Raw genomic sequence first — 21,297 nt, 5'->3', positions numbered from 1 at the left:
CAATATGTGCGGTATTAAGCATTATTCTTTCATGGTCGCGTTGACTATTATCCATCTTTAAGCTCACAATCCTGTGCTCCTTGTCATAGAAGCGTCATAAAAATTTAATCATTTCTTCTTAAAGGACATTTTCTGTTGAGTTGCATGACGAGAATTCGATAAGTGTTTCTAGGCTTAAAAACCCTATGAAAAATTACTATAAAAATTTTAGTTCTGAAAAATGTTTTGCAAACCTTTCGCAAAAACGTTCGCAAAAAAGTGACGACCAATGAAAAAGCGTGTGAAAGAAAACTGCATTAAGGGAAAAAGTACTCCGGCATTGATCATACTAATGGCGTCAGCGCCATCATGGTCCACTCCCGATATAGAAGGGAGAGTGATGCTGGACTATCATCTTTACGAAGGAGTGCATAACGACAATGAACCGGGAAGTGAGTGGTTAATTCGTCGTGCGCGCCTGGGCGTTGAGCACAGCGAGGGAAACTGGGAAGGCGCATTAGAAGTAGAGTTTGATAACGAGGAACGCTCGGTTGAGATAAAAAATGCCAATCTAACCTATGAAGGTTGGGAGACGGTAAAAGTTGCCATTGGGAAAATGAAAGAGCCGTTTAGCCTGGAAAAGCGAACCAGCTCCCTGGACATATCGACCCTGGAGCGCTCAATGGTCACCGATTGGTTCTCACCCGGGCGCAGTATTGGTGCTGTGGTTACGGAAGAAAGGTCTGGGTATAACTGGAGTGCGGGCATGTTTCGCGCCAGTGAAGACGAGCATGGCCTCGATACTTATGCGGCGACGGGCCAAGCGGCGCTAAGCCCCGTGAATCGCCCCGGCGCGGTGGTACACCTCGGCATAAGCGCGAGTGTGAGAGATCTTGATGGAGATGCTCGCGAAGCCAACGAGCCGATGGAAATACCGCCCGGCAATAAGATCATCGAAACGCCGGAAATCTCACTGGATGATGTCGCCTCCTTCTCGTTGGAAGGTGCTCTGGTTGCTGGGCCATGGTCCCTTCAGGCGGAGTGGCTCACCCAGAAATCCTCCGGTTACCTGGGTGAGGCGGTTACTCTTCAAGATTATGACTTCAGTGGCTACTACGTGCTCGGGAGCTACTTCCTCACGGGTGAGTCTCGTGTCTACGACGGAGGCTCCTTTGACCGGCCTGATCCGCTGGGCACATCCGGGGCCTGGGAGCTGGTCGCGCGCTACGGCCAGATCGACCTTACCGACGTCGCCGGCGGCACCTTCGCCGAGTCAGTGCTGGTGGGTGTTAACTGGTACATCAATGAAAACGCAAAAGTGGCAGCGAATCTGTCAGTGGCTGACGTGGAGGGCTCGAATAGCGACGAGTCCGGTCGCGGTGAGGCATTCAGCCTCCGCTGGCAATATGAATTCTAGGAGCGGTTATGGATCACAATCTGTATACACGTATTGTTGAACAGATCGAGACGCTGCCCGCCCATGGGTTGTGTGATCTCGAGAAGGCCACCCTGATGAACCGGGTGGATACCAAGTTCATTTTATCGGCGAGGCTTCTGCCCACCATATTGGCAGAGCTCGGTGGCTGTTATAGCGCTCTGGAAATCGGTGGTGAGCGCTGCTTTCGGTACGAGAGCACCTATTTTGATACTGAGGATTATCGTCTGTATCACATGCATCACAATGGCCACCTTAACCGTCACAAGGTAAGAATGCGCCGTTATGTGGACTCAGACATTCAGTTTTTGGAGGTCAAGTTCAAGAACAACAAAAAGCGCACCATAAAGCGACGTATCGAGCTGGATGAGCCGGCGGTAAATTTGGGAGAGCATGTCGACTTTCTGAAAAGCTTGAAAGTCCCATCGCCCGGAGAGCTTCAGCCTTGTTTACATAACCGCTACCGTCGAATAGCGCTGGCTAGCGAGGAAAGAGGCGAACGGCTGACCATCGATATTGGGCTGAGCAACGCCATTCCCGGCTTCGATCAGTCGGAAAAAGCACTGACCGAAATTGCGATTGTGGAGCTCAAACAATCGACCCTAAATCGGGACACCCCGTTCTATCGGTTGGCACGTTCCATGGGCGTGCGGCCCAGCGGGTTCAGCAAATACTGCATGGGCATGACGCTGGCGTTAAGGCATAGAGAGAACTGGAAATACAACCGCTTCAAGCCGGTTCTGCGACGCCTGGCACATCAACAAAAAATTGGAAGAGGGTGAGACTGAACATGTTTACGTTGGACTTTGTATTTCGTTACGTCATATTGCTTGCAGCAATTCTAATTCTACTGCGAGGCATCTACTTTCGCCGGTCTCCAGACAGGGAGTCATTGTTCAGCTTCTTCCTGTTCTCCAATGGCGTCTTCCTGATCACCTACTTGGTGCACGATGTAGACTTAAGCATGGGCTTTGCCTTCGGCCTGTTCGCGGTCTTCGCCATGCTGCGCTATCGAACAGAGCCTATTAGCATCCGGGACATGACATACCTCTTCGTCACCATCGGCATGGCCCTTATGTGCTCCCTGGCTCCCGTCGGTTACGGTGAGCTCGCCACCATCATGGCGCTGCTTTGCGTCTTGTCGGGCGTCGGAGAAACCAAGATCATCGCCCCGCGCGTCGTTCAGAAAACCGTCGTTTACGACAATATTCAAAATATCAACCAGGAGAACAACCATAAGCTTATCGACGACCTCACCGCTCGCACGGGATTAAATATTGTGAGAGTAGAAGTCGGAAAAATCGATTACCTCTGCGACAGCGCCCAGTTGAAGGTGTATTGCAGGGAAAGTGCCGGTTTTAAGAAACCTTAAAGAAAATTCGTTAAAAGAAGCAGAGGTGACGCGAGAACCGCAAGGCCTACAGTAAGTGCTGCGAGGGGAAGGGGGGGGGCGTAGGGTGCCGAACAGAAGTTCGTAAAGTTCCGCGCGCTTAGGGTACAATACGAACGCCAAGTTCCCACCTTGAGGGCGCGCAAAAAAACGAAGTAAAGGAATGTATATGACGCGTAAAAAACTGTATTTTTTTGTATTGTGCGTTGCCTTGACTGCCTGTGGCAGTGGTTCCGACCCCGGAGAAATAGAGTCCGAAACGGACCTTTTGATGTTAAAGCCCGAAACGGACCTCTTGATGTTGGAGGTACTTCCCTACAAAGAACTCTGCATGGGGGTTGCTGAGCAGCTCTGCCTGCAAACCCGCCGTGCCGGCAGCGACGAAGTCACCCCCTTCTATGACCCGATAAGAGGGTTTGAGTACCAGTGGGGCCACCATTATTCTCTATCGGTCGAGCGCTTTCGAGTGGAAGAGGAAGAGCTGTTAGCGGATGCGTCGAGCTATCGGTACGAGCTGCGGGATGTGGACTCAAGTTCAGAAGACGATGTCGGCACAAAGTACCAGCTCAATCGAGTGCACCTGAACTACTCAACGTTCACCAAGTCCGACGGCCAGTACTTCATGGTGGGAAAGCCGTTCCAGTGCGAAAACCGGCAAGAGTGCGATGCCCTCGTGGCTCTGAATGACACCGGCGGTATGGTCAATGTAACCTTTGAATACCGTGGTGAGGGCAAAATTCGCCTGCTGGATTGGGAGTAGTTTCTTCATGAATCGGTTGCTTAAAGCCCGGAGAATACTCAGTCACTGCTCTTCTGAAGTGCGAAAGCGCAAGCTGGGTGAGGCCAAGCGGCAGGCCATACGGCAACAGGGCGACCTCTATGTCTTGGGAAAAGAGATGGGCGTGACTGCGGCAGTGATTTTGGTTATGGCGGCTACACTGGGCCTCCTGTGCTCTGCTCTGTCAAAGCTCTTCGATATTCCGACGCACGCGGCAATGGCCGCCGCTGCAGTCGGCGCCATTGTGGCGACAGACAGTAGAATGCTGAACGATTGGACGGAAGCGCTTCTATTCGCCCGGTACTTGGTAGAGGAGGACAGTAGCGTCCAGGATTGATCGTAACAAAGCCAACCAGGACGTGTTCCGGAATTATTCTGGCTGCGCGTCTTGCTCCCGGGCGATATTTCGAAGCGCCTCCACCAGGGGATCGGCCTCCTGGGCCCCGGAAATTAAGTACTGGTCATTGACAATAAAGCCCGGTACCGCCGTCACCCCCGCGCGTTGATAGGTTTGTTCCGCTGGCCTTTGAGCCGAATATTCGCCATAATCGGCTCAAGTTGTGATCCAATAAAGCGCGGTAATCGGCTCATGTATATCTGGCAGCACCCCAACTGGCCACACTTTTACTGGGACGAGGCAAGCCTTCGCCCCAGGCTGGATGCAGTGCGCCTGTTGCAGGGCCGACTGCTTGGACGGTCTGAGGCTGCACCCGAACAGACCGACCTGGAAGTGGAAATGGACGCACTTATCCAGAGCGCCATCCGCACCAGCGAGATTGAGGGAGAGCACCTGGATGTCGGCTCCGTGCGCTCTTCGGTCGCTCGACAGTTGGGTGTGGGGCAAGCCGGTGTCATCGGCAGGCCGACGCCGGAGTCCGAGTCACTGGTCAAACTGCTGCTGGAAGCCACCCGCAAGCCCGGTGAAGCGCTCACTTGTGAGCAGTTGTGCCAATGGCAGGCCATGCTCTTCCCCCAAGGCCCCGGGCTGGTGGCCGATATCCGTGTGGGAGCGCTGCGTGGCGAAGCGCCGATGCAGGTCGTATCCGGCCGAGTTGACCGACCCAACATCCATTTTGAGGCGCCACCCCGAAACGGGCTGGAGGCCGAATTGGATCAGTTCATTCAGTGGTTCAACGAGCCGCCGCCCCACCTGAACCCGCTGCTGCGCGCCGGTATCGCCCACCTATGGCTGATTACCCTGCACCCCTTTGATGATGGTAACGGGCGAGTCACTCGCGCGGTCACCGACCGGGCATTGGCGCAGGCCGAGCGGCAGTCCGTCAGGTTCTATTCATTGAGCGCGGCCATCATGGCGCGTCGCAATGCCTATTACGCCCAGCTTGAACAGAGTCAGCGTGGCGAACTCGATATAACCCCCTGGTTGGCGTGGTTTCTGAGTACGTTGGAAGAGGCCCTGCAGCAGGCGCTCCTGCGCGTCGACCGGGTACTGTCCAAAACAAAATTCTGGCAGCGCCACGCCACTACCGTACTGAACGAACGGCAGATCAAGGTCCTGAATCGTCTGTTGGATGCGGCAGAAGATGAGTTTACGCAGGGCATCAATGCCCGCAAATACCAGTCCCTGGCCAAAGTGAGTAAGGCGACCGCGACCCGCGACCTGACTGAGCTTCTGGATAAAGGCTGCCTGGAGCGACTCCCGGGTGGAGGTCGTAGCACCCGTTACGTTTTGGCGCCCCGGAGTTCAAAAATCGACTAGGTTGGACTCGCCCCGTGGGGGCGTAATCCGACAATCATCTGCTCTGGTCGCTTCCACAGGATGAAGTAACCCCAAAAGGAAAACGACAATGAGTGAAAGCGCAATTTGGTTAATCTATCACAAGGCATCTAGTCGCGAGGGAGCGTCCCAGAGCATGGACGGCTCAACCCTGTCCTACGGTATAGCGGCGGTGCCTGAAAAAGACCTGGGGAAAGCGCTAAGTCTGCTGAAGGACGATTTAAACAAAGATAACATGACGCTTACCGAAATATATAAATGCCTCCGGCCCCACTCGGTGGAAATGCCCGGTGAAAAGGATCTCCAGGAGGATTTTGCACGAACTCTGTCACCTGGCTGAGCATAATCACAGCCCGAAGTTCTACCAACTGCTAAGCCGCGCCATGCCAGACTGGCAGGCGGTGAAAGCGCGGTTGGATGGAATGTCTGAGCTGTACTTGAATGAGTAGCCTCTACCTGCGATCACATCCAGGCTGGGGGTAGAATGCGCCGCTTCTCTAGTTGTTTTGTCACTAAGCCACTCCGTCCAAAAATCTGTGAGGCAGCACGCAGGATTTAGTGGCTTGTATTGACATTTTCTTCTGAATGTGAAGAATCGACTTAGCTACTTTGCCGCCAGATGTCAGTGCTTATTTGTTAAGCTGTGGCGCGAAGATCATTAATTCCGCATTAAAAGGGACCAACGATGCTGCTTGACCGGTTTTAAAGGATAATCCTGCTCTTCCTGTGTACCTTGCCCGTCTTAGTCGGTTGTTTAGCTGATTCCGACTCGGATGAGGGCTCTCCCCCTAAAGGCTACGACCACTATCAAAGTGATGGGGTCAGCCTTTACCACCCTTCCCACTGGGTAATCGATTTCGATACTAGTTCCGGGCTTTATTCTGCTAGAGAAATTCGCTTTGAAGTTTCTGAGTTCTCAGGGTTTGGCTTGTTGGTATTCGAGGAGGAAGGCGACGCTAGTGTAGAGACTGTCATGGACCGTTTTGTTGCGGAGCTTGGCCTTCCCCGTGATCCACTCATCGCAGATTTTACTCGAAAGGCTGTTGAAATGAGTGGTTTTGAGGGTGAAAAGATTACATGGTCAGATTCTTTTGTGGAAAAATCCGATTTTGAGATGACTGTATTGAAGGTCAAGGAGGGTGAAGAGGAGGCCTTCGCATTCTTTATCCTGAATGACGCTGATATCCAGGCAAACGACAAACACAAAATCGACGTTGTAAAGAGTATTACGTTTGACTAACCAGAGGGATATGTACTAATGAATGGACAAAGAGATTCTTATGATGAGGCTCTGATTAGTGAGCTCGGAGTAAAGCGCTACTTGAGCGGCGTACGAGACCAAAAATGGTCAAATGTGAACTTTTCCCTAAGGGGAGAAGCAGCCATTTGAGTTTGCCAGAGTTATGAAAGCCTTATTGGCCGCCGGAAAGACAAAGGAAATCTTTTTCCCACGGTCTTCGGGTTGAGAGTGCCTTGGTTTTGTCGTACTTGCGGCGGATGCGCGCTTCGCGCTTATCCGCCCTACCAAGACTTTCTGTAGGGCGGATCGGTCCGACGTTTCGGAGCCGCAGGCGCATCCGCCGTATGCTGTTTGACTTCGCTGAGTTCAGCCACCAGTTTGATGCGTTAGGCTGTGCTGTCGCCCAGGGTGAACGTAGAGAACGGTAATTGCGACACTTACCTTGGAGGGGCTGTCAGTCGCATTAGACGCGGCGAGCAAGTCTAGCAGTGTGATGCTTGTCACAGATAGAAAGTTGTGGAGCTAGTCTAGTTGACACCTTCCACGCTTCCCCATACTGTTTAGTCGTATGGGGGTGTTTCGTAAGAGTCTTTGTCGATTTTGGCGTCAGCCTGATCGCCGAAAGTTTCCCTACAGTTATATTTTTCTCCCAAGGAATATCTTTTTGAACAACATAGGGATGATCAACAATGACTTCGATTGAAGATATTTGTAAAGAAAAGCTCCTCATTGAGCGTAATCTAAAGGCCTGCAATTTCTTTGTACAAGCTGTCGCGAAGGAAATAGGTCTGGCCAATAGCCTATTCTCTGGGCGGGCTGACGATATTGTCACGCGAATGAGAAGTGCTTGTCCCCCAATAGTTTTCCTTGATGCAAACCCCAGTGCAGCGACCAGCTATGCGGAAGATGGCTATTTTGTCGTTGGTGGCCTGGAGAGCACGGGAATGGCCCGTGCATCCACTAGCGGGCATGTATTTGTGGTGGTTCCGGGTGGCCCCTCTGAGTCGGGCCTCGATACTCCGTGGGGGTACCCTTCTCGTGGAGGTCAGCCGTACTGTTACCACGGTTCCTTGTCGTCTCGGTTACAAACCCGCGAGCGGTTACAGGTTGACTTTATTTTTTCCCGTGTGGACGAGGGGAATGTCGTTTATGCCGCAGTCAAGGATCCTAGAAAGCAAAGCTCTACTAAGCTTTCTTCGAATAGCTATCTACTAAAGATGATGGGAGGAGTGGCTGTTGGTTAGGTTCGCGTTTAGTGCTATTTTGTTGTTGGTAATGAGCATGAGTGCTCTTGGTGGTGGCGACGGTTGCGTTTATGAAAAGGCTGACGTAACACTTGATTCCAGTGGAATGGCGATATTCTCGTTGGCATCTTTTAATACGGAACTAAGGTACGACGGCTCAACAGATCAGTTGCAGGTGCTTTCTGGGGGCGAAGGGAGTGATTGTTCATTGGAAATTGGGATTGTGACTAGCGTGTATTTCGCCAGCCAGGAACCCTATGTGGCTATAGAGGGACATAGTGGTAATTCACGCTTCTTGCAACCTGTTGATCTACGAACATGCCGAGAAATTGGTCCGTCCATCGAGATGACCGAAGACAGCGTGCTTGAGCGTGACACCCTCTTCGTTCCGCCGATTTGTGATTGTGTAGACCCCGACGAAACCGAGTGCCTATGCGCATCTGCATCCGTCTACCAAGTGTCATCCACTTGCGAGCTTGTAAAGGATAGGACGGCTTCTCGCGAGTTGACTGAACAACGAACCAATGTGTCGTTTGAGGGCCGGAAAAAGATTGCCTTCCCTGGAAAGAATAATGCGGAGCTGCTTGATGAGTAAACAGCTCCTCGGGGTGTAATTCGTTAGTTATCCCAAGACTTCACCTAAATACTGCCCCGTATAAGACCGCTTGCGTTTCACCAAAGTCTCCGGCTTGCCTTGCGCGATCACTTTGCCTCCGCCCGAGCCACCCTCCGGCCCCATATCAATAATCCAGTCGGACTCGGCGATCACATCCAGGTTATGTTCGATCACCAGCACGGAGTTGCCCGCGTCCACCAGCCGGTGCAGTACGTGAAGGAGTTTGTCCACGTCCGCCATATGCAGGCCCACGGTGGGTTCGTCCAGCACGTAGAGGTTGTGCTGTGACCGCCGGCCTTTGTTGTCCTCCGGGGTCATGTTGGCTTTGCTGAGTTCGGCCACCAGTTTGATGCGCTGGGCTTCGCCGCCGCTCAGGGTGGGGCTTTGCTGGCCCAGGGTCAGGTAGCCCAGGCCGACGTCCTGCAGCAGGGTGAGGGCGTGATGGACCTTGGTGATGGGAGCGAAGAACTCCACGGCTTCGTCGATGTTCATGGCCAGCACGTCGCCGATGTGTTTGCCCTTGTAGGTGACGCTCAGGGTTTCGTCGTTGAAACGCCAGCCGTGGCAGACGTCGCAGGGCACGCGCACATCCGGCAGGAAGTTCATTTCAATTTTCTGCTCGCCCTGACCGCCGCAGGCTTCGCAACGGCCGTCGCCGGCGTTGAAGGAAAAGCGCGCGGGGGTGTAGCCGCGCAGGCGGGCGTCCACGGTGCCGGCGAAGAGTTTGCGGATGGTGTCCCAGATGCCGATATAGGTAGCCGGGCAGGAGCGTGGCGTTTTACCGATGGGGGTCTGGTCCACTTCCAGAATCCGGTCGATGCTTTCCCAGCCGCTGATCTGTTCGACGCCCTGCCATTGGTGCTTTTTCTTCCGCTTCTGGGCAATAGCCTGTTTCAGGTTGGGGTAGAGCACGCCCCGTATCAGTGTGCTTTTACCGCTGCCGCTGACGCCGGTGATGGCGACCAGTTGGCGCAGGGGGACGGAGACGTTGACGTTGCGCAGGTTGTTCTGGCTTGCGCCGTCCAGTTGCAGCTGCTCCTTGTCCCATAGGGCACGCATTTCGGAATTGCGCAGGTCGGGCAGGGGATGGCGCAGCGGTTCAGAGAGCATTTTCCCGGTGAGGGAGCGCTTGTTGCCCATGATTTTTTTGAGATTGCCATGGGCCACGACTTCGCCGCCGTTGACGCCAGCGCGCGGGCCCATGTCGATCAGGTGGTCGGCTTCGCGGATGGTGTCTTCATCGTGCTCCACCACCACGACGGTATTGCCCTGGGTCTGCAGTTCGCGCAGGGTTTCGATTAGCCGGCGGTTGTCCCGGGTGTGCAGGCCGATGGTGGGCTCGTCCAGTACGTAGCACACGCCCTGCAGGCTGGAGCCGAGTTGTGCGGCCAGGCGAATGCGTTGGGCTTCGCCGCCGCTCAAGGTGGGCGCGGCCCGGTCCAGGCTCAGGTAATTGAGCCCGACTTTCTGCAGGAAGTGGAGGCGGCTGTGCATTTCCGTGAGCAGGTCGCGGGCAATGGCCTGTTCGTGGGCCTTGAGTTTGAGTTTCTTGAACCATTGCTCGGCGGCGTCCACCGGCATTGATGCCAGGTCGGCGATGGAGTGGTCGCGAAAGCGCACGGCGCGGGCGGTGGGGTTGAGGCGTTGGCCGTCGCAGCTGGGGCAGGTCTTCTCCGTGCCTTCCTCTTCGTCGGGCCGCCAGGTGCGTTCTTCGCCGGTTTGCTCCTCGTCAAAGCCTTTGATGATCTGCCCGGTGCCGTAGCAGCTGTGGCACCAGCCGTGTTTGGAGTTGTAGGAGAATAGCCGTGGGTCCAGCTCATCGAAGCCGCTGCCGCAACTGGGGCAGGCGCGGTTGGTGGAGAACAGGCGTTCTCCGCTGGCCTGTTTGCCGGTGCGCTTGTCCACGGGCGCGACAATGACCACGCCATTGCCCAGGCTCAGGGCCTGTTCCAACCCTTCCCGCAGTCTTTTCTCGTTGTTGGGGGAAACGGTCACGTCCAACAGCGGCAGTTCAATATTGTGCTCGCGGTAGCGGTCGAGCTTGGGCCAGTCGGCGGTGGGTTGGTAGTCGCCGTCCACCCGCAGTTGCGGGTAACCGCGTCCGGCGGACCACTCGGCCAGTTCGCGGTAGATGCCCTTGCGTGCCACGACCATGGGGGCGAGCAGGGTGACTTCCCGGTTGCGGTAGTCTTTCTGGACGCGCGCGAGAATGGCTTCGGGAGTTTGCGGCTCGATGGGGACGTCGCAGTCCGGGCAGTACTGGGTGCCGAGTTTGACGTAGAGCAGCCGCAGGTAATGATAGATTTCGGTCAGGGTCGCCAGGGTACTTTTGCGACCGCCCCGGCTGGTGCGCTGTTCGATCGCCACCGCCGGGGGAATGCCGTAGATGGCATCCACGTCCGGGCGCGACGCCGGCTGCACAAACTGGCGGGCGTAGGCGTTGAGCGACTCCAGATAGCGGCGCTGGCCTTCACCGAAAATCAGGTCGAAGGCGAGGGTGCTCTTGCCGCTGCCACTGACACCGGAAATCACCGTCAGTTTGTCCCGCGGAATGGTGACGTCGATGTTCTTGAGGTTGTGCTCGCGGGCGTGGTGAACACTGATGACCCGTTCGGGTTTCGGGCCACGTTTTTTCGCCGCGGCGGGCAGGGGCGCGCCCTGGGTCAGTGACTGCTCGTAGTCTTTCAGGGCCGTGGCGGTGTAGCCGTCGTGTTCGGTCATCAGCTGTGCGGGCGTGCCTTCGGCCAGCAGTTGCCCGCCGGCATCGCCACCCTCGGGGCCGATGTCGATCAACCAGTCGGCACCGCGAATCACATCCAGGTTGTGTTCAATCACCAGCAGCGAGTGGCCCGCGTCCTGCAGCTGACGGAAGGCCCCCATCAGGGTGGCGATGTCGGCAAAGTGCAGGCCGGTGGTGGGCTCGTCGAACAGGAACAGGATGTGTTCCTGGTCTTTGGCTCTTGTGTTCGCAAGATGCCCGGCCAGTTTCAGGCGTTGGGCTTCGCCGCCACTCAGGGTGGGCACGGCCTGCCCCAGTTGCACATAGTCCAGCCCGACGTCCGAGAGCGGCTGCAGGCTGCGCTGCACGTCGGGCTTGTCCCGGAAAAATTCCAGCGCTTCGGCCACGGTCATGGCCAGCGCGTCGGCGATGGAAATGGCGCGGGGGGCGTTATCGCGGTCTGTGTTTTCCAGCAGTTTCACTTCCAGAATCTGGTCCCGGAAGCGTTTGCCGTCGCAGTCCGGGCAGCGCAGGTACACGTCGCTCAAAAACTGCATTTCCACATGCTCGAAACCGTTCCCCTGGCAGGTGGGGCAGCGGCCGTTGCCGGAGTTGAAGCTGAAGGTGCCCGGTGTGTAGCCGCGCTCTTTGGCGAGCGGAGTGGCCACAAACAGTTTCCGGATGGCATCGAAGGCGCCGACGTAGGTGGCCGGGGTGGAGCGGGTGGTTTTGCCGATCGGGCTCTGGTCCACCATGACCGCGCGGTCGATCTGCTCCAGCCCGTCGATGCGTTGGTGCTCACCCGGGGCTTCGGTCTGTTCGCCGTGGTGTTTGAGGATGGCGGGGTAGAGGATCTGGCGCATCAGCGTGGATTTGCCGGAGCCGCTGACGCCGGTGAGGCAGACGAGTTGGCCCAGGGGGATGCGGACGTCGATGTTTTTGAGGTTGTGTTCGGTGGCGCCGTGGATGGTGATAGCGGGCAGATTCTTTTGGGACGCCGGGTCCGGGTATACCGGTCCGGGACACGCTGTGGATACGTCCTTGTACGCTCGACTGCCGCTTCCCGTCGGCAGACGGTCCCGGACCGGTATACGCGGACCCGGCTCGTGGTTGGCTGAGACTTGCTTGCTGCCGTTCAAGTAGCTCGCGGTGAGGTTGGTTTTGCGTTTGAGCAGTGCCTTGGGGGTACCGAAGAATTCGATGTTGCCGCCGTTGCGGCCGGGGCCGGGGCCGATGTCGAGGATGCGGTCGGCGGCCAGGATGACCTGCGGGTCGTGTTCGACGACCAGCAGGGAGTTGCCGGCGTCGCGCAGGCGGTGCAGGACTTTGACCAGGCGCTGGATGTCGCGCGGGTGGAGGCCGGTGCTGGGTTCGTCCAGTACGAACAGGGTGTTGACCAGGGAGGTGCCGAGGGCGGTGGTGAGGTTGATGCGTTGGACTTCGCCGCCGCTCAGGGTGCGGGATTGGCGGTCCAGGGTGAGGTATTCCAGGCCGACTTCGCACAGGTAGCCGAGCCGCGCGCGGATTTCTTCCAGTAGCAGTTGGGTGGGTTCGTCGGCGTTGGCGTCGCCAAGCTGTTCGAAGAAGTCGGCGCAGCGGGCGAGGGGCAGTTGCATCACATCGGCGATGTTCAGGCCCGGGAGCTGGCGAAAGGCGCTGTCGGCCAGTGTGCTGCCTCTGGGTTTGAAGCGGGCGCGGTCTCCCAGGGCCTGTTCGGCGGCGTCGAATGACCCGGTGCGCCACCACAGGGAGGCGGGTTTGAGGCGGGCGCCGCCGCAGTCCTGGCAGGGGGTGTAAGCCCGGTATTTGGAGAGCAGCACGCGGATGTGCATTTTGTAGGATTTGCTCTCCAGCCAGTCAAAGAACTCGCGCACGCCGTACCACACGCCTTTGTCCCAGCCGCCTTCGCCCTGGATGACCCACTGTTTCTGGTCTTCGGTTAGCTCCGCCCAGGGCTTGGTGATGGGAACGCCGCGCTTTTTGGCGAAGCGGATCAGGTCCCGCTGGACTTCGTTGAATGAGGGCGTCTGGATCGGTTTGATGGCGCCGTCTTTGAGGCTTTTGCGCTCGTCGGGAATGACTAGGCCGTAATCCACGCCGATGATGCGCCCAAAGCCCCGGCAGCTCTCGCAGGCGCCCAGGGGCGAGTTGAAGGAGAATTGGCTCGGGGTGGGCTCCGGGTAGTCGATGTCGCAGCTCGGGCAGTGATGGTGGCTGGAGAAGCGCACCGGCGTGCCTACCTCGCGGTTGTCGTCCAGCGGGTATAGCAGTACGTGGCCTTTGCCGAAGTGCAGGGCGGTTTCCACTGCTTCGGTCAGCCGGCCGCGGTTCTCGGGGGTGAGTTTCAGGCGGTCCTGTACCACTTCGGCTCGGTTGCCCTCGCGTCGGTGCAGGCGGGCGTAGCCCTGCTGGTTGAGCAACTGCAGCACCTCCTCCTCACTGAGCTTCTCCGGCACGTTGATGGGCAGGCAGATCATCAGCCGCTGGCCTTTGGGCCAGTCCCGGTACAGGGCCTCCACGATGCTCTGGGGCGTGTCCTTGATCACTTCCCGGCCGCAGCCCTGGCAGTAGAGGTGGGCCAGCCGGGCGAACAGCAGCTTCAGGTAGTCGTTCAACTCGGTCATGGTGCCCACGGTGGAGCGGGAGGTGCGCACCGTGTTGCTCTGTTCGATGGCGATGGCCGGCGGGATGCCGTCGATCAGGTCCACCGCCGGCTTGTCCATCCGGTCCAGAAACTGGCGGGCATAGGCGGAGAAGGTCTCCACATAGCGCCGCTGGCCCTCGGCATAGATGGTATCGAACGCCAGGGTGGACTTGCCCGAGCCGCTAACGCCGGTGACCACCACCATCTCCCCCAAGGGGATATCCAGGTCCAGGTCTTTGAGGTTATTCTGCCGCGCGCCGCGCACGGTGATGACTTCGTGAGGCATAGGAGCTACTGCGTCCGAGTTTGAGTAAAAGGGCTAATATACGGGAGTTTGCGTGGTACGACCAAGACCGGGTTCTGGATGACGACACGCTGTTCAGCATGCCAGCTTATTGTCAATTTGTCTTTAAGGCCGGTTCTGCTAGTATCTTTCCCATCATAAGTGAAAAACTTGAGGGGTTGTTATGAACCGTCTTTCCCGCCTGGCCCTGTCGGCCCTATTGCTTCTCAGCCTGGTTGCATGCTCCACGCCATCCGCTAAACCCGGTGAGACCAGCCTCCGCACCTGGGAGATGCAGCAACTGGTCTTCCACGCCGAGAACCCCTACGACAACCCCTACACGGAGGTGGATGTCTGGGTGCAACTCAAGGGGCCCGATTTTGACAAGCGCGTATATGGCTTCTGGGATGGTGGTAACCGCTTTGTGGTGCGCCTGGTGGCCACCGAGCCGGGCCAATGGCAATGGGAGCTGGGGTCCAACCAACCGGACGATGCCGGCCTCACGAACCGAAGTGGCCAGTTTGTCGCCAAGGGTTGGAGCGAAGCGGAAAAACAGGAAAACCCCAACCGGCGCGGCTTTGTGCGCGTCAGCGACAACGGTCATGCGCTGGAATACGCCGATGGCACGCCGTTTTTTATGGTGGGTGACACCTGGCTGGCCGGATCCACCTGGCGGCTGCCGTTTCGCGATGCCATCACCTCTGATGAATATGAGCCCGGCCCCGGCATTGGCTTTGAAGATGCGGTGAACTACCGCAAGAACCAGGGCTTCAACTCGGTCAGCATGATCTCCGCGTTTCCGAACTGGGAGGCGGATATGTACCCCAGCACCTACGCCGATGAAAAAGGTGTTTACGTGCGCAATGCTTGGGAAAAGTTCGGGTATGACGTGTCCGACGAGCAGGGCACAGATGCCTCGGGCGGTGACAGCTATTGGGGCACATTCACTGCGAAGAATATGCGCGATGAGTACGGCCACTTGCCGTTTGCGCCTTCTAAGTCGCATGAAGGTGTCTCGAACTTTAATCGCCTGCAGCCTGAATACTTTCAGAGCCTGGATCGGAAAATGGCGCACCTGTCCGAGGTGGGGTTTGTCCCTCTATTGGAAACCGTGCGCCGGGATGTGGGCCCGTCCTGGGACGCCTACTTTGATTTCAAGGAAAGCTTTGCTCGCTTCGCCCAATACCTGATTGCCCGCTACGGCGCCTACAACTTTGTGTTCAGTGGTATTCACCTGGATTGGGTGCCGGAGGATTTCAGCCTCACCGCGGAACAGTTTAACGAGGCATTGACGTACCACTTGGAGACCTACGGTCGTCCTCCCTTTGGTCAGTTGCACACGGTGCTGATCGACCGGGCCACTCACACGACCCTCGGCTCCGGCGATGAGGTGCCCTGGCTGGATATGCACAGCGTGGGGAACAAACCCCGGGACCATCGCGTGGGTGAGAACCTGGAAACGCAGTTCTTCCTGGAAGACCCGCCCAGGCCCACCATCAATTTTGAGCCCTATTACACCGGTTGGCTGCACGAGATTAATAAGCCCGGCGGCGAAGAGCCTCCGCCCAACTCCCAGCGCGATAACTACTTTGCCCGGGCACAAATGTACGGCTCCGTCTTATCCGGTGGCCTGGCCGGTCACGTGCATGGCACCGCTGCCTATGACATGACCAGTACCGGTGAGCCCGCCGGCGCTCGGCCTCATATTTGGGATGCGTTGCGTTACAAATCCGCAAACTACATGCAGCACCTGGAAACCTTCGTTCTGTCCGAAGGAAAACGTTACCAGGACCTGATTCCCGCCACTGGCAACATAACACCGCGCAAAGCGCCCAATGCGCCTGAAGATGGGCTTGATGGTTGGTCCTACATGATGTGCACCGCCGAGGCGGACCTGGCCCTGCTGTATTTTGAAAACGCCTCGGTCGCACCTCGGCTCAGTGGTTTCACCCCAAACGAGTCCTACACCCTGCGCTGGTTTGATCCGATCCTGGGCCAGTGGCACGAGCCGACACGCGTGACGGCAAGCACGACGGGGGTAGTTGAACTCAGCGCCTTTCCCGGGGGCAAACCCCTGGCCGAGCGAGATTGGGCGCTAAAAATTATTCGCTAGCACAACAATGATAATAAGGTAACTCCAATGCTTATAAAAACCGTAATCAACCCTATAGTGCTGAGTGTGTCACTCTGCTTTCTGACGGCCTGCGGTGGCAGTTCCTCCGGATCGGGGGAGACGCCGGCTTCGTCAAGTGCCTCGGCGTCGAGTCAGTTCTCGCAGCCTTCAAACTCGTCCCAATCCTCTCAGTCCTCGCAGTCCTCGCAGTCCAGCTCTGAGGCCCACCACCGGATTCAAATTGATTCGAACGTAAGGCATCAGACGGTGGATGGTTTCGGGGGTGCGTTACCCATGTGGGCTGTCGTTACCGAATCGTTGACCGATAATGAAGTCAAGAGCTTGGTCGGTATGGGGGAACGGGAGCTGGGCTTTTCGCTGCTGCGTACTATTGTGGACCCGAATCCCGATGACTGGCCTCGCGCGGCGGGCAATCTTGCGTTGGCAAAAGCATATTCTAAGGACGTCCGCATCTTGGCGTCACCTTGGACGCCTCCCGCGCATATGAAAAGCAATAACAGTCTCAATAACGGTGGTCGGCTGTTACCCGACTACTACGGAGCCTACGCCGATCACCTCAATGCCTATATTGCCTATATGTTGGAGCAGGGCGTTGAAATTGATGTAATGTCCGTTCAGAACGAGCCGGACTACGCCCCCAGTTACCAGTCGGCGGAGTGGAGCGGCGACGAGCTGCGCGACTTCGTTCGACAATACGGTGGGGAGATTCAAGCGGAGCTGCTCATTGCGGAGTCCTTACGGTTTAACCGTGACTATACGGACCCTTCCTTGAATGACCCTGAGGCATTGGCCAATGTGGACTATGTCGGCGGGCACCTCTACGACGCCGAAAACAGCGGCAACTTCTCACCTTACGAGTTGGCAGAGGAGAAAAACGTCCCTCGCTGGATGACCGAGTGGAACTACCACCGTGCGGACGGTGATGGCGCGGCCATCTGGGGCGGTAGCAATGAGGCTGTGTGGGACGAAACTCTGGACGTGGTGCTGGCTAGCGTACATCAGTCCATGGAGGTGAACTGGAGCGCCTATATCTGGTGGTGGTCCCTGCGTTTTTATTCCTTTCTCGGGGATGGCGACAGTCAGTACGGCACCGAACGCGGGCAAATTCTCAAGCGGGGCTGGGCGTTCTCCCACTATTCCAAGTTCGTCCGCCCGGGGTATCAACGCATTGGTGTGAACCTGGAAGGGCTGGACGCCGTCGAGGTGACCGCTTACGAGAGCGGCACAGGCGAGTGGGTCGTCGTTATTCTGAACCGCTCCGATAATGACTACGCCAACATAGACGTTGAAATGCCGATGAGCGTGGGTAGCGCGGAGGCTTACATCACTTCCCGGTTCGAAGACCGGGCTACGCTGAGCGTTACCGTTGAGGGAGGCGAGGTCTCCGTTCCGGCGTTAAGTGCCCGAAGCGTCGCGACGCTGGTGATGACCAATTGAAGGAACTCGGGGGCGGCAACGCCCCCGTTTGTCAGAAGGTTAATAGCCTACTTGTTCGGCGTAGGGAATGATTTTCTCGCCGTAGTTTCCGCCCCAGCTGTAGCCGTTTCGGCGCTCTGCCGATATATCCATGATGTCATAGACTTTTCGGCTGTCCCGGTCGCTGAAGAAGCCGCGATTGGTGTACAGGTCATAGAAGCGGTACCACATACGGTCGCCTTCGCTGTAGACGATTTTCTCCTCGACGGATTTGTCGTAGGTGTAATTGTCCACATAGGTATCCGGGCTGCGGAACCAATTGATCGCCGCCCGAACGGCCGCTTCAATTTCCGGCGTTTGTGGCTGTGTCATCAGAAAGCCGACCACTTCCACGGACTCACTGCCACTTAACGATTTCAACTCATAGGCGCGGGCCATTTTTGGTTGATAGTCGTTCTTCCCGTGTTGAGCACACCAAACCGTCAGGTGGCCGTTTTGCACCCACTGGGCATTCAGAATGTAGTCTACCCCACGGTCGATGGCTTGTCGCATTTTCGACCGGTCGTTGTCATTGAAGATGTCGGTGTCGAAGGGGGCGCTCTGTTGGTTGGCGTGATGCAGTACGGTCAGCACACTGGACATGGCGTTGTCGTTGAAGGTGACGTGGTCCGAGTAGCCGCCGCGCAGCGGGTAAAACTGCGGCCAGCCGCCCGTGCTGTACTGGGCCTCAAGCAGGTAGTCCATGGCCTCGCGCACCGCATTGCGATAGCGGGTGTCACCAGTATTTCTATACACCTCGGCCAGATAGACCATTTCCGTGACGGTGGCGCCGTTGTCAATGGTGCCCAGGCCGTCACCACCGTCTCCCATGGAGTCGTATTCTTGATTCTTGGGCCAGCCACCGTTGTCATATTGGTGGGACAGGATGATGTCCGCTCTGCTCTGGCTCCACTCGGTGCGAGCGCTTTGAAAACGGTCGTGTACCGGGTTGCCCTCTTGTGGTAGGAGCGGCGCGCTGTCGGTGCTGCTGCTGGATGAGCTACTTTGGTTGGAACAATCGGCTGCGGCGGGGTTGTTTCCTACAATAATCAACGAGTCGATGTTCGGCAAGCCCTCGCCGTTGGCGGCGACGATACTGATGTGGTTGTCCCCAGCGCTTAAATGAACGGTGCGGGTATCGACGGTCCAACTGGTCCAGCCACCCGTCGAGGGGAAGCTGACGCTACCAGCGGTAGAGCCGTTAACCACCGCAATGGCGGGTCTGTCGTTGGCAGAGGCGTAGCGGAGCTCCAACAGGTAGCTTCCATCGCTGGGAGCGTTGACGCGATAACGAACGGCATTGCCGTTGGCGTTGTCGGTATTGGCAAAGCCTTCACCGGTAAAGCCGGCATTGTCACTGTCGACTGAACCATCAACGCCACAAAAACCGGTCTGGTTTTCCTGAAGTGTGATTTCCCCACCGCTGATGGAACTGGTTGAGAACTGACTGCTTGATGATGCCGGGCTTGATGAAGAGCGACTGGAAGCTGACGAGGCGCTGCTGCTTGAGTCCGAGGGTGGGCTGTTGCCACAGATGTCGCCAGATACTTCCGGTATTTCAGCGGCGCCATTGGTGTTGACTTGGAGCCCGAACGAGATGGATTGACCGGGGGCCAGAGTGTCGTTCCAACTCAGGTTTGAGGCTGAGTAAGGGTTGCTTCCGCTGACGTTGGCATTCCAGTGGCTGGTGATTTCGTTGCTGTCATAAGCCCAGGAAACGTTCCAGCCCTCGATGGTGTCCGAGCCGGTGTTGGTGATCTGAACAGAGGCGGTGGCGCCGCTGCCCCAGTCATTGTTGATGAGGTATTCGCAAGCGGCGCTTTGGGCGGCGGACTGGGTAGCGAGAAGTGAACCAACGGCAATGAGCGAGGCAATGCTGAATGACTTTGTGGTTGAAGCGTACATGAGGTCTCCTTTTTGTCGTTATAAAAGCGAGCGTTTTTATTTCGCCGACTGGAATTCGAGCCTTTTTTGGCTGCAATATCGACGTGTTGACAGATGTTAGGCGCAAGCCCCATAAAGTTCAAATATGAGATAAAGGTTAAATACAAAAATGAGAACTGCCGACGCAAAACGATTAAATACGCGCCAAAAAAGGGGCGTTCGACTGCTCTTGGACCCGAGCGTTAGAGCCATAAGAGACTGATAGGAGGAACGGATATGCAGTTATTCCGGCCAAAGGTTCCGGCGGCCCCCGAAGGCCGGCGTAAGTGGCGCTGGTACGGCCCCGGCTTATTGTGGATGTTGTCTGCCGTGGGCACGGGCTCGATTCTCTTCACCCCGCGAGTCGCCTCAGCTTATGAATACCAGCTGCTCTGGCTGCTTTTGCTGGTGGTCTTTTTTATGTGGGTCATGATCCGGGAGATGGCGCGCTTCTCCATCGTGACCGGGCAAACGATGCTAGAAGGAATGTATACGTTGAAGGGGCCGCGCGGTTGGGCCGTGTGGCTCGTGCTTGTACCGCAACTGCTGGCGGCAGGCGTGGGCATTGCCGGTCTCTCCGCCGTGGTGGGCAGCGCGCTGCAATCCTTTCTGCCGGGGGGAGCGGCTCTGTATGGGGTGTTGCTGGTGGTGTTGAGCACCGTCTTTGTAGCCGGCGGTCAATATATGTTGATTGAGCGGTTCAGCCGGGTGATGGCACTGCTATTAATGTTGATGGTCATCGTCTCCGCGGTGGTGGTAGGCCCGGATCTGCGTAACGTGGCCACGGGCCTTGCCCCTGGCTGGCCCAGTGAGCCGGACCTCTATGTGATTCTACCCTGGGTTGGAACCATACTGGCCGGCTCCATGGGCATTGTCTGGTTTGGCTATTGGACGGCCACTCGGGGGTATGGGGGCGGTCTGACCTCCCGCGAACGGGATGATGAAATGCCCGAGGAAGCTCGATCGGAACAACGTCGAGCGGAGTCGGAAGGTCAGGAGGCGTCCACCCGCGAAAGACGCGCGCGTGCCTGGATTGGAGTCATGACCGGCGCCGCCTCACTGGGGGTGCTTGGGGGCTTGGTGGTGATTTTTTCCTTCATGGTGTTGGGCTCTGAGTTGCTGGCTCCCAAAGACCTGATGCCCAAAGGCGCGGATGTGGCGGTGGACCTGAGCCGGTTATTCTCCGAGGTGTGGGGAAGCGCCGGGGAGTATTTGCTACTGGCGGCGATTATCATCGCCCTTGGGGGAAGCGTGCTGGCTAATCAGGATGGCTGGGGCCGAAGCTTTGCGGATATGACATTAATCCTGACACGGCGCAACCGAGAGGCGGGGAAAGCCGGCTGGATTACCGGTACGTTGACGTGGCTTGGCCGGGTCACGGGGCTGCCCATGCTTGAACGGCGCTATCTCAAACGGTTGTTCGTGGTGACGGTGACCGGGGTTGTGCCCATTACCATTATTCTTCTATTCGATGACCCCGTTGCGGTCATGTCCGCCTCCGGGATTATTGCCGCCGTGCATACGCCTTTCCTGGCGTTGGTTGCCATTTACATCAACCGGACGCGGTTGCCAGCCTCGCTTCGGCCGGGCTGGTTCACATCCTTTAGCATGGCCGTGTCCGGGCTGTTTTACTTGGGGTTTGCGGCATTGTACTTTTGGAGCCTGACGGGGTCGTAAAGCCTCGGGCTTTGATGGCCAAGGCTGAGCCTAATGAAACATGGA

General features: G+C 57.0%; 16 protein-coding genes and 1 pseudogene. 13 read left to right on the top strand and 4 right to left on the bottom strand.

The genetic code is table 11. The features are described from left to right. Window positions 1-268: 268 nt before the first annotated feature. From AAE514_RS05215 to AAE514_RS05195, 5 genes are all read left to right on the top strand, one after another. A complete protein-coding gene (locus AAE514_RS05215; protein WP_347330458.1) occupies window positions 269-1,396 on the top strand; it encodes an OprO/OprP family phosphate-selective porin in 1,128 nt (375 codons plus the stop codon). Between the two features lie 8 nt (window positions 1,397-1,404). Further along, window positions 1,405-2,196: a polyphosphate polymerase domain-containing protein gene (locus AAE514_RS05210; protein ID WP_347330457.1), complete on the top strand. Its 792-nt coding sequence runs from the start codon at window positions 1,405-1,407 to the stop codon at window positions 2,194-2,196. A gap of 8 nt (window positions 2,197-2,204) precedes the next feature. After that, a complete protein-coding gene (locus tag AAE514_RS05205) occupies window positions 2,205-2,786 on the top strand; it encodes a DUF4956 domain-containing protein (protein WP_347330456.1) in 582 nt (193 codons plus the stop codon). Between the two features lie 187 nt (window positions 2,787-2,973). Next, window positions 2,974-3,564: a DUF4377 domain-containing protein gene (locus AAE514_RS05200; RefSeq protein ID WP_347330455.1), complete on the top strand. Its 591-nt coding sequence runs from the start codon at window positions 2,974-2,976 to the stop codon at window positions 3,562-3,564. 7 nt (window positions 3,565-3,571) lie between these two features. Then, window positions 3,572-3,919, top strand: coding sequence for a hypothetical protein (locus AAE514_RS05195; protein ID WP_347330454.1), 348 nt, complete (start codon window positions 3,572-3,574; stop codon window positions 3,917-3,919). A gap of 33 nt (window positions 3,920-3,952) precedes the next feature. On the opposite strand, the gene AAE514_RS05190 is transcribed toward AAE514_RS05195, so the two are convergent. Beyond that, window positions 3,953-4,075, bottom strand: coding sequence for a hypothetical protein (locus AAE514_RS05190; RefSeq protein ID WP_347330453.1), 123 nt, complete (start codon window positions 4,073-4,075; stop codon window positions 3,953-3,955). 96 nt (window positions 4,076-4,171) lie between these two features. On the opposite strand from AAE514_RS05190, the gene AAE514_RS05185 reads away from it, so the two are divergent. From AAE514_RS05185 to AAE514_RS05165, 5 genes are all read left to right on the top strand, one after another. Further along, on the top strand, window positions 4,172-5,299 hold the full coding sequence (locus AAE514_RS05185; RefSeq protein ID WP_347330452.1) for a Fic family protein: 1,128 nt from the start codon (window positions 4,172-4,174) through the stop codon (window positions 5,297-5,299). A gap of 332 nt (window positions 5,300-5,631) precedes the next feature. Continuing rightward, window positions 5,632-5,766 carry a M48 metallopeptidase family protein gene (locus AAE514_RS05180; RefSeq protein WP_347330451.1) on the top strand — a complete coding sequence of 45 codons (135 nt, stop codon included), beginning with the start codon at window positions 5,632-5,634 and terminating at the stop codon, window positions 5,764-5,766. Between the two features lie 284 nt (window positions 5,767-6,050). Continuing rightward, window positions 6,051-6,557: a hypothetical protein gene (locus tag AAE514_RS05175; RefSeq protein WP_347330450.1), complete on the top strand. Its 507-nt coding sequence runs from the start codon at window positions 6,051-6,053 to the stop codon at window positions 6,555-6,557. A 689-nt stretch (window positions 6,558-7,246) separates the two neighbouring features. Further along, on the top strand, window positions 7,247-7,801 hold the full coding sequence (locus tag AAE514_RS05170; protein WP_347330449.1) for a hypothetical protein: 555 nt from the start codon (window positions 7,247-7,249) through the stop codon (window positions 7,799-7,801). Between the two features lie 37 nt (window positions 7,802-7,838). After that, window positions 7,839-8,396 (top strand): hypothetical protein, encoded by a 558-nt coding sequence (locus tag AAE514_RS05165; RefSeq protein ID WP_347330448.1) that lies wholly within the window; start codon window positions 7,839-7,841, stop codon window positions 8,394-8,396. Between the two features lie 27 nt (window positions 8,397-8,423). Here the strand turns inward: AAE514_RS05165 and uvrA are convergent, their stop codons facing one another. Further along, a complete protein-coding gene (gene uvrA / locus AAE514_RS18570; RefSeq protein WP_430623880.1) occupies window positions 8,424-13,613 on the bottom strand; it encodes an excinuclease ABC subunit UvrA in 5,190 nt (1,729 codons plus the stop codon). 101 nt (window positions 13,614-13,714) lie between these two features. Continuing rightward, a pseudogene (locus AAE514_RS18565) lies at window positions 13,715-14,066 on the bottom strand (ATP-binding cassette domain-containing protein); the annotation flags it as partial. A gap of 181 nt (window positions 14,067-14,247) precedes the next feature. Here AAE514_RS18565 and AAE514_RS05150 point away from each other — a divergent pair. Together AAE514_RS05150 and AAE514_RS05145 are read left to right on the top strand one after the other, a co-directional pair. Next, the gene (locus AAE514_RS05150; RefSeq protein ID WP_347330447.1) at window positions 14,248-16,176 is read left to right on the top strand and encodes an apiosidase-like domain-containing protein; all 1,929 of its coding nucleotides are present in this window, start codon (window positions 14,248-14,250) and stop codon (window positions 16,174-16,176) included. A gap of 294 nt (window positions 16,177-16,470) precedes the next feature. Then, window positions 16,471-17,634, top strand: a complete 1,164-nt coding sequence (locus AAE514_RS05145) for a glycoside hydrolase family 30 beta sandwich domain-containing protein (protein WP_347330446.1) — start codon at window positions 16,471-16,473, stop codon at window positions 17,632-17,634. A 39-nt stretch (window positions 17,635-17,673) separates the two neighbouring features. Here AAE514_RS05145 and pelA read toward each other — a convergent pair whose 3' ends face one another. Beyond that, window positions 17,674-19,557, bottom strand: a complete 1,884-nt coding sequence (gene pelA / locus AAE514_RS05140; RefSeq protein ID WP_347330445.1) for a pectate lyase — start codon at window positions 19,555-19,557, stop codon at window positions 17,674-17,676. Window positions 19,558-19,812: 255 nt separating this feature from the next. Between pelA and AAE514_RS05135 the strand changes: the two genes are divergently transcribed. Then, entirely contained in the window at window positions 19,813-21,252 is a 1,440-nt protein-coding gene (locus AAE514_RS05135) for an Nramp family divalent metal transporter (RefSeq protein WP_347330444.1), read from the top strand. Window positions 21,253-21,297: the final 45 nt, after the last annotated feature.

The sequence above is a fragment of the Marinimicrobium locisalis genome (assembly GCF_039822625.1).
GTDB classification, from domain to species: domain Bacteria; phylum Pseudomonadota; class Gammaproteobacteria; order Pseudomonadales; family Cellvibrionaceae; genus Marinimicrobium; species Marinimicrobium locisalis.
Note: the sequence above shows the minus strand (reverse complement) of the source record. Positions and strands in the feature narration are given on the sequence as shown.